This is a genomic window from Rathayibacter sp. Leaf296 (genome assembly GCF_001423045.1).
In the GTDB taxonomy this organism is placed as follows: domain Bacteria; phylum Actinomycetota; class Actinomycetes; order Actinomycetales; family Microbacteriaceae; genus Rathayibacter; species Rathayibacter caricis.
On sequence record NZ_LMNR01000001.1, the window covers coordinates 1665368 to 1672918 of the forward strand.

The following is a 7551-nucleotide window of genomic DNA, read 5'->3' on the forward strand; positions in this document are numbered from 1 at the left end:
CGATAGCCTGGGCCCGTGGACTACGCGCTGCTCGGGGTCGCCGGGATCATCACGGTCGTCACGGTCGCGCGCTTCTCGAGCCGGCTCGGCATCGCCGCACCGCTCATCCTCGTGGTCGTCGGCATCGGCGCCTCCTATCTCCCGGGAGTCCCCGAGATCGAGGTCGAGCCCGAGCTGATCCTCGCTGGTGTGCTGCCGCCGCTGCTCTACTCCGCCGCGATCCAGGTCCCGCTGACAGACTTCCGTCGGAACCTGCGGTCGATCTTCGGACTGTCGGTGCTGCTGGTCTTCGTGACGGCGATCGCGGTCGGCGTCTTCCTCTACGTCCTCCTGCCGGATCTCAGCCTGCCCGCGGCGATCGCGCTGGGTGCCGTCGTCAGTCCGACGGACGCCGTCGCCGCGACGTCGATCGGCAAGAAGCTCGGTCTGCCGCCCCGCCTGGTGACGGTGCTCGAGGGCGAGAGCCTGGTCAACGACGCGTCCGCGCTCGTGCTGCTGCGCGCTGCGACCGCGGCGACGGCGGTCGTCGGGGCGAGCGTGTCGGCCGACGCGATCGACGTCGGCGAGGTCGGCGTGCTGTTCGTCTACTCCGTCGTCATGGCGGTGGCCCTCGGGCTCGTGATGGGAGTCATCACCGTCTTCGTCCGCTCCAAGCTCCGCGACCCGGTGCTCGACACCGCGGTGTCGTTCGCCGTGCCGTTCCTGGCCTACATCCCGGCGGAGGAGCTGGGCGCGTCCGGCGTCCTCGCCGTGGTGGTCACGGGCATCTACACGGGCCACAACAGCGCCCGCTTCCTCAGTCCGCAGTCGCGGATCAGCGAGCGGGTGAACTGGCGCACGGCGCAGTTCCTCCTCGAGAACGGCGTGTTCCTGCTGATGGGCGCCGAGATCCGGGTGATCATCGGCGAGGTCAAGCCGGGGGAGCTCAGCATCGTCGAGGCGGTCCTGCTCGGGCTGGCGACCGTGGTGCTCCTCATCGTGCTGCGGACGCTGTTCGTCTGGCCGCTGCTCGTCTGGCTGCGGAACTCCGGGAGGCGGGCGGAGCGGATCAACCGCCGACTGGCGGTCGGAGTGATGCGGCTGCGCAACAGCGCGACGAGCGACGACCGGTTCCGACGACGCCAGCAGCGCGCCGAGCGCCTGTACCAGCGGCGCGAGACCGATCTCGCGGCGACGACCAGCGAGGCGTTCGGCTGGCGCGGCGGAGTGATCCTGTCGTGGTCCGGGATGCGCGGCGTCGTCACGCTCGCGGCGGCCCAATCGCTTCCCGGGGAGACGCCGTACCGCGAGCAGCTGATCCTGATCGCGTTCACGGTCGCCGTCGTGACGCTCCTGCTGCAGGGGGCGACGCTGCCCGCGCTGATCCGCCTCACGGGCATCCAGGGGAGCGACCGCGACGCCGATCGACGCGAGCTCGCGACCCTCCTCGACGAGGTCGCGGCGACCGGCATCCAGGCACTGCCCGAGGCAGTCGCCGAGCTGCCAGAGGGCGCGGTCGGGCCGCGGGTGCTCGAGCGCGTGCGTCGCGACACGCTGACGCGATCGCAGGTCGCGTGGGAGCAGGTGGATCGGCAGGAGGACGCCCCGCTCGGACCCCAGGCCCAGTACCTGGTCCTGCGGCGTGCGGTCCTGCTGGCCGAGCGGGAGGCGCTGCTCGAGGCGCGGGGCCGCGGCCTCTACTCGTCGCGGATCCTGCGCCGTGCGCAGCTGATGCTCGACGCCGAGGAGACCCGGCTCGAGATGGACGACACCTCGCACTGAGGGTCGCCGCGTCCGGGGCGGCTCCTACACTGGAGGAATGCCGCGCAGCAATCGACCTCGGGGGAGTCGGCGCGAGGGCGACGGCGAACCGCGCGACCTGTCGCAGATGATTGCCGGCTGGCGCCGCACCGAGGTGAGATCGGGCCGCGACTGGAACGTGCAGCCCGTCTCGTCCGCCCGGGCCGTCAAGAACTACCTCTGCCCCGGTTGCGGCCAGACCATCGACATCGGCCTCGCGCATGTCGTCGTCTGGCGCGGCGACGGGGCCCTCGGCGACGCGGCGGACCTCGTCGGCCGCCGTCACTGGCACAACCACTGCTGGCGCATCCAAGGAGCACGATGACGAACGAGATCCGGGGCGGCGTCGTCCTCCCCGCCCGGCGCGAGGAGATCGAGCTCCGCACCTCGGACGGGCTGACGCTCGTCGGTGAGCTCGCCCTGCCGCTCGATCGCGAGCCGGTCGCGACGCTCGTGACCCTGCATCCGCTGCCCACCCACGGCGGCTTCATGGACTCGCACATCCTGCGCAAGGCCGCCGCCCGGCTCCCGGAGCTGGCCGACCTCGCGGTACTGCGCTTCAACACCCGCGGCACGTCGTCGCCGCGGGGTACGAGTGAGGGCGCCTTCGACGGAGGGACGGGCGAGCGCGCCGACGTCGCCGCGGCGATGCAGCTGGTCGCCGAGCGCGGCCTACCGCATCCCTGGCTGGTCGGCTGGTCGTTCGGCACCGAGCTGGCGCTGAAGTGGGGGAGGGAGCACCCGATCGAGGGGGCGATCCTCCTGTCGCCCCCGCTCCACCGCGCCACGGCCGACGAGGTCGCCGCTTGGGCGGCGGACGGCCGCCCCCTGGTCGCGCTGATCCCCGAGTTCGACGACTATCTGCGACCGGAGGCGGCCGCTGAGCGGTTCGCGTCGGTGCCGCAGATGGAGCTGGTGCCGGTCGCCGGGGGCAAGCACCTCTGGGTCGGCGAGGCGCAGACGCGCCGCGTGCTGGACGAGATCGTGAGGGTGGTCGCTCCGGCGTCGTCGCCCCTGCCGACGGAGTGGGCCGGCGAGCTGGGCTGACGCCCGGGACGGACGAGGGGAGCCCGCGTCGGCGGGCTCCCCTCGGTCTCTCGCGTCTCGTGCGGGGTCAGCGCGCGGGGCTCGCGGTGCCCTCGCGGTCGGTGTCGTCCTGATCGGCGTCGTCCGGCTCGGATCCGTCCTGCTGAGCAGCGTCCTCCGTCGCGTCATCGCCGCGCGAGTCACCGCGGCCGGAATCGTCGTCCTCCGAGTCGCCGTCCGAATCGAGCGAGATCTCGTCGATGCGGCCGATCAGTCCCCGCAGGCCCTTCACGTACCCGGCGATGGCGTCGCGCTCGGTGCGGATCTCGTCGAGACGTCCCTCCGCCGTCGCGACGAGCTGCCGGTTGCGCTTCTCGGCGTCGGCGATCATCTCCTGGGCGCGCTCGCGGGCCTCGGCGAGCAGACGGTCCGACTCGTCCTGGGCGTCGCGGCGCAGTCGCGTCGTCTCGTCGAGCGCGTCGCTGCGGAGCGCGTCGGCCTCGAGCCGCTTGTCGTTGGCGCGACGGAGCGCGTCGGCGAGCTGGAGGTTCGACTCGTCGAGGTAGCGCTGCGTCTGCGCGACGGCCTCCTGGTGACGGAGGAGGTGGTCGCGGTCGGCCTCCTCGCGTCGGGCGGCGAGCTCGACGGTCAGGTCGATCCGCGCCTGCTCGACGTCGCGCGAGAGCGCCGCGGCCTCGTCCGCGGCGGCGCTGCGGAGCCCGGCGACCTCGGCGTCCAGCAGAGCGACGGCCTCGGCCCGGTCGTGCGCCCGGCGCGTGCGCTGGTCGTCGAGCTCGCGGGCGGCATCGGCGCGGCCGGTGGTGATCTCGGCGTCGAGCGCGGCGCGGGCCGACGCGACATCGGCGTCGAGCGCGGCGCGGGCGGACGCGACCTCGGCCGCGACGGCGGCGCGCGCCTGGGCGATCTCGGCCTCGACCGCCGCGCGCAGGCGGGCGACCTCGGAAGCCACATCGGCGCGCTGCAGCTCGGTGCTCTGCGCGAGGCGGGCGGCCTCGGCGCGGGCGATCTCGACCTCGCGGGCGGCGACGGCGCGCATCTCGGCGGCCTCGCGCTCCGCCTCCGAGCGGATGGCCGCGGCCTCGCGCTTGGCGGTCGCGCGCGTCTCCGCCGCCTCGGTGGCCACCGTGCCGCGGATCGCCGCGGCCTCACGGACGGCGTCCTGAGTCATCACGTCGCGGTCGTCCGCCGCCTTGCCGAGAGTCGCGGCGGCCTGCGCCTCGGACTCGTTGCGGGTGCGGTCGGCACGACGGCGAGCCTCCGTGACCAGGCGCTCGGCCTCGTCGCGCGCCTCCTGGAGGATCCGGTCGCCGTCGTCGCGGGTCGACCGCCGCAGAGCGGACGCGTCGTTCTCGGCCTGGGCGATGATGCGCTCGGACTGCTCCTCGGCGACCCGGAGCGTGTGCTCGAGCTTGGCGCCGAGGCCGGCGTAGGTGGGCGCGCCGACCTGCTGCAGCTCCTTCTCGAGCTGGTCGATGCGCGAGGCGAGGCGCTTGGACTCGCGACCGCTCTCGGCGGCCTGGGTGTTCGCGTGGATCAGCTCGCGCCGCAGACCCTGGATGGCCTTGTCGACCTCGTCGCGGTCGTACCCGCGGAACGCCTGGGTGAATTCGGCCTCGTCGCTTGCCACGTCGTCTCCTCCGGAAGGGTCAGCGCCACGCTCGCGGCACTCCGGGAAGTTTAGTCAGCGGTCCGCGCCGGGCCCGGGGGCGACACCCGCTCGTGGCGCCCACCGCGGGCACTCTCGGGGGATCTCCTGGGTCGCGCCGAGGGCATCGGCTATCGTGGACTGTCTTTGTCTGTTGCCGTCGTGCCCCGGTCCGGCCGTTCCAGCCGAACCGGCTGAGGCCGCCACCCCGATCCGGCAACGCAGGAGGAGTACTTTCGTGCGGTTCGTCTTCGCCATCATCGCCACTGTCATCGCTGCCGCGCTGATAGCGCTCGGCATCGGTCAGCGGACGGTGTGGGCCCCGCCCGAGTCCCTGACCGCGAGCACCGCCCTCGAGTCGGACGCGCCGTACGCCGTGATCGACGGCAGCGTCCTCGCCTCCAATGAGGGCCGCCAGTCGATCACCGTGGAGGGCGAGGGCGACCTCGTCCTCACCTACGCGCGCACCAGCGACGTGCTCGGCTGGGTCGGCGGGTCGGAGTACGACGAGATCGGCTACGACGCCGAGACCGACGAGCTGACCGCCTCGACCGAGACCGGCACGGCGATCGACCTGGCCGCCGACGTGCTGACGGCCGACGCAGAGGTCGTGGATCCCCGGGGCGCCGACCTGTGGCTCGAGCAGCTCGAGGGAGCCGGCAGCATCGACGTCGCGCTCGACGTGCCGGAGGACATCTCGCTCCTGATCGCGACCGACGGCACCGCGCCGGCCGCTGACGAGATCCGGGTCAGCTGGCCCGTCGACACCGCGACTCCGCTCGCCGGCCCGCTGCTCGCCGGCGGTGCGCTCTTCCTCCTGATCGGCCTCGGCCTCTACATCTGGGCCTTCGTGCACCTGCGCCGCCAGCACGGCCCTCGCCGCAAGGGACCGCAGGGCAAGGTCCCGCGCGGCGTCCGGCGTCCGCGCCCCCGCGCCGGGATCCAGGCGTCGATCGCCTCGCCCGCACGCAGCCGCCGCCGGGGCCTGCTCGTGCTGCCCGTCGTCCTGGGCACCAGCGCTCTGCTCGCCGGCTGCAGCTCCGACTACTGGCCCGACCTCGCGGCGGGCGCCAGCGCCACTCCCACCGCCACGGCGACGTCCACCGCGGGCGCCGAGCCCGCCGCCGAGATCCCGACCCCGGTCGTCACCACGCAGCAGGCGGAGGCGATCGTCGCATCGATCGCCGATACCGCCTCGGCCGCTGACGCGGCCCGCGACGCGGCGATCCTCGCCGAGCGCTTCCAGGGCGAGGCGCTCACCGAGCGGACCACGAACTACGAGGTCGTGAACAAGGGCGGCACGATCGACTCGCCCCAGGCGATCCCGGCGTCGCCCGTCAGCGTCGTCCTCCCGCAGGACACCGACACGTGGCCGCGACTGGTCACCGCCGTGGTCGGCGATCCCGCCGACACCACGACCGCGCCGATCGCGCTGATGATGAGCCAGGCGAGCCCGCGCGTCGACTACAAGGTCGACTACGCGATCTCGCTCGAGGCCAACGCGCGGATCCCCGACGTGGCGCCCGTCACGGTCGGCACCTCGATCGTCGCTCCGGACTCGCGCCTGATGACCCTCGCCCCCGAGACCGTCGGAGCCGCGTACGCCGACATCCTCGCCACCGGCGACGCCAGCCAGTACGCCGAGCTGTTCTCGCCCGACGGCGACACGCTCCGCGGCCAGGTCGGCGTCGACAAGAAGAACGCCGATCGCGAGGCGCTGCCCGACACCGCCTCGATCGAGTTCTCGAACAAGGCCGGCACCTCGCCGACGATCGCTCTGGCGACCAACGACTCGGGCGCCCTCGTCGCCGCGAGCATCGCCGAGGTGTCGACGGTGAAGCCGACCGCGGAGGGATCGACCGTCTCGACCTCCGGTGCCTCGCAGACCCTGCTCGGCACCGACAAGTCGACGACGGGGATCGAGACCACCTACGGTTATCAGTTGTTGTTCTACGTACCGCCCGTCGGATCGGAGGAGAAGATCGTGATGCTCGGATGGAGCCAGGGACTCGTCTCGGTGGTGCAGCTGCCGTGAGCGCCGTCCCGCCCCTGCCCGGAAACCTCCGCGGCGCCGTCGACCTGTCGAGCCTGGTGAACCGGCGCGCGCCCCAGGCGCCCGCTCCGGCCGCCGCTCCCGGAGGCGCGCCCGCCGGATCCGCCCCCGCCAATCCGCTGCTGCTCACCGCCGGAGACGCCGAGTTCGACCAGGTGGTCCAGCTCTCCTCGCGCGTGCCGGTGATCGTGGACCTGCGCGGCTCCTGGTCCGAGCAGAGCACGAGCATGACCGCGCTGCTCGAGAAGGTCGTCGTCTCGTACGCCGGAGCGTTCGTGCTCGTCGGCGTCGACGCGGAGTCGAGCCCCCAGCTCGCCCAGGCGTTCCAGGTGCAGTCCGTGCCGACCGTCGCCGCCGTCATCGCCGGTCGCCCGGTGCCGCTGTTCAGCGGCCTGATCGCCGAGGAGCAGCTCCGCGACCTGCTCGAGCAGCTGCTCCAGCTCGCCGCGCAGAACGGAGTGACGGGGTCGGTCCCCGTCGAGGGCGTCGCGACCGAGGACGGTGCCGAACCCGAAGCCGCGCCGCTGCCCCCGCACCACCAGGAGGCGTACGACGCGATCGACGCCGGCGACTACGACGCCGCGATCACCGAGTACGAGACCGCCATCGCGCAGAACCCGCGCGACGACCTCGCCGTCGCCGGCCTCGCCCAGGTCAAGCTGCTGAAGCGACTCCAGGGGAAGACGCTGGAGGAGGTGCGCTCGACCGCCGCCGCCGAGCCGTCCAACCTCGACGCGCAGCTCGCCGTCGCCGACCTCGACGTCTCCGGCGGCCACGTCGAGGACGCCTTCGACCGGCTCCTGTCGATCTTCCCCCGACTCGACGCCGACGGGAAGGCCGCCGTGCGCGCCCGACTGCTCGAGCTGTTCGAGATCGTCGGCACGACCGACCCGCGCGTCAACAAGGCCAGGGCGCGGTTGAGTGGACTGCTGTACTGAGTTCTCTTGCGGGGCGAGCGCGAGCGCTCGCCCCGCCGCGGTCGGCTGGGTGGGTGGTCGCGTTTCCGGGAGCGGGGTGCCCACGGCTC

6 protein-coding genes are annotated in these 7551 nt (G+C 73.1%); 5 read left to right on the forward strand and 1 reads right to left on the reverse strand.

The annotated features are described in order from the left end of the window. Positions 1-15 precede the first annotated feature (15 nt). The 3 genes from ASF46_RS07755 to ASF46_RS07765 are packed head-to-tail and all read left to right on the forward strand — an operon-like array spanning position 16 to position 2826. Positions 16-1761: a cation:proton antiporter gene (locus tag ASF46_RS07755; RefSeq protein WP_056867012.1), complete on the forward strand. Its 1746-nt coding sequence runs from the start codon at positions 16-18 to the stop codon at positions 1759-1761. Positions 1762-1798: 37 nt separating this feature from the next. Next, positions 1799-2104, forward strand: a complete 306-nt coding sequence (locus ASF46_RS07760; RefSeq protein ID WP_056867013.1) for a hypothetical protein — start codon at positions 1799-1801, stop codon at positions 2102-2104. Further along, complete coding sequence (locus ASF46_RS07765) at positions 2101-2826, forward strand: alpha/beta hydrolase (RefSeq protein WP_056867014.1); 726 nt, start codon at positions 2101-2103, stop codon at positions 2824-2826. The genes ASF46_RS07760 and ASF46_RS07765 overlap by 4 nt, the downstream gene beginning before the upstream one ends. A gap of 67 nt (positions 2827-2893) precedes the next feature. Here ASF46_RS07765 and ASF46_RS07770 read toward each other — a convergent pair whose 3' ends face one another. After that, entirely contained in the window at positions 2894-4453 is a 1560-nt protein-coding gene (locus tag ASF46_RS07770; protein ID WP_056867015.1) for a DivIVA domain-containing protein, read from the reverse strand. 256 nt (positions 4454-4709) lie between these two features. Here ASF46_RS07770 and ASF46_RS07775 point away from each other — a divergent pair, with 256 nt between their 5' ends. Both ASF46_RS07775 and ASF46_RS07780 read left to right on the forward strand, forming a co-directional pair. Then, a complete protein-coding gene (locus tag ASF46_RS07775; RefSeq protein ID WP_056867016.1) occupies positions 4710-6506 on the forward strand; it encodes a hypothetical protein in 1797 nt (598 codons plus the stop codon). Next, positions 6503-7462 (forward strand): tetratricopeptide repeat protein, encoded by a 960-nt coding sequence (locus ASF46_RS07780; protein ID WP_056867017.1) that lies wholly within the window; start codon positions 6503-6505, stop codon positions 7460-7462. The genes ASF46_RS07775 and ASF46_RS07780 overlap by 4 nt, the downstream gene beginning before the upstream one ends. The last annotated feature ends 89 nt before the right edge of the window (positions 7463-7551 follow it).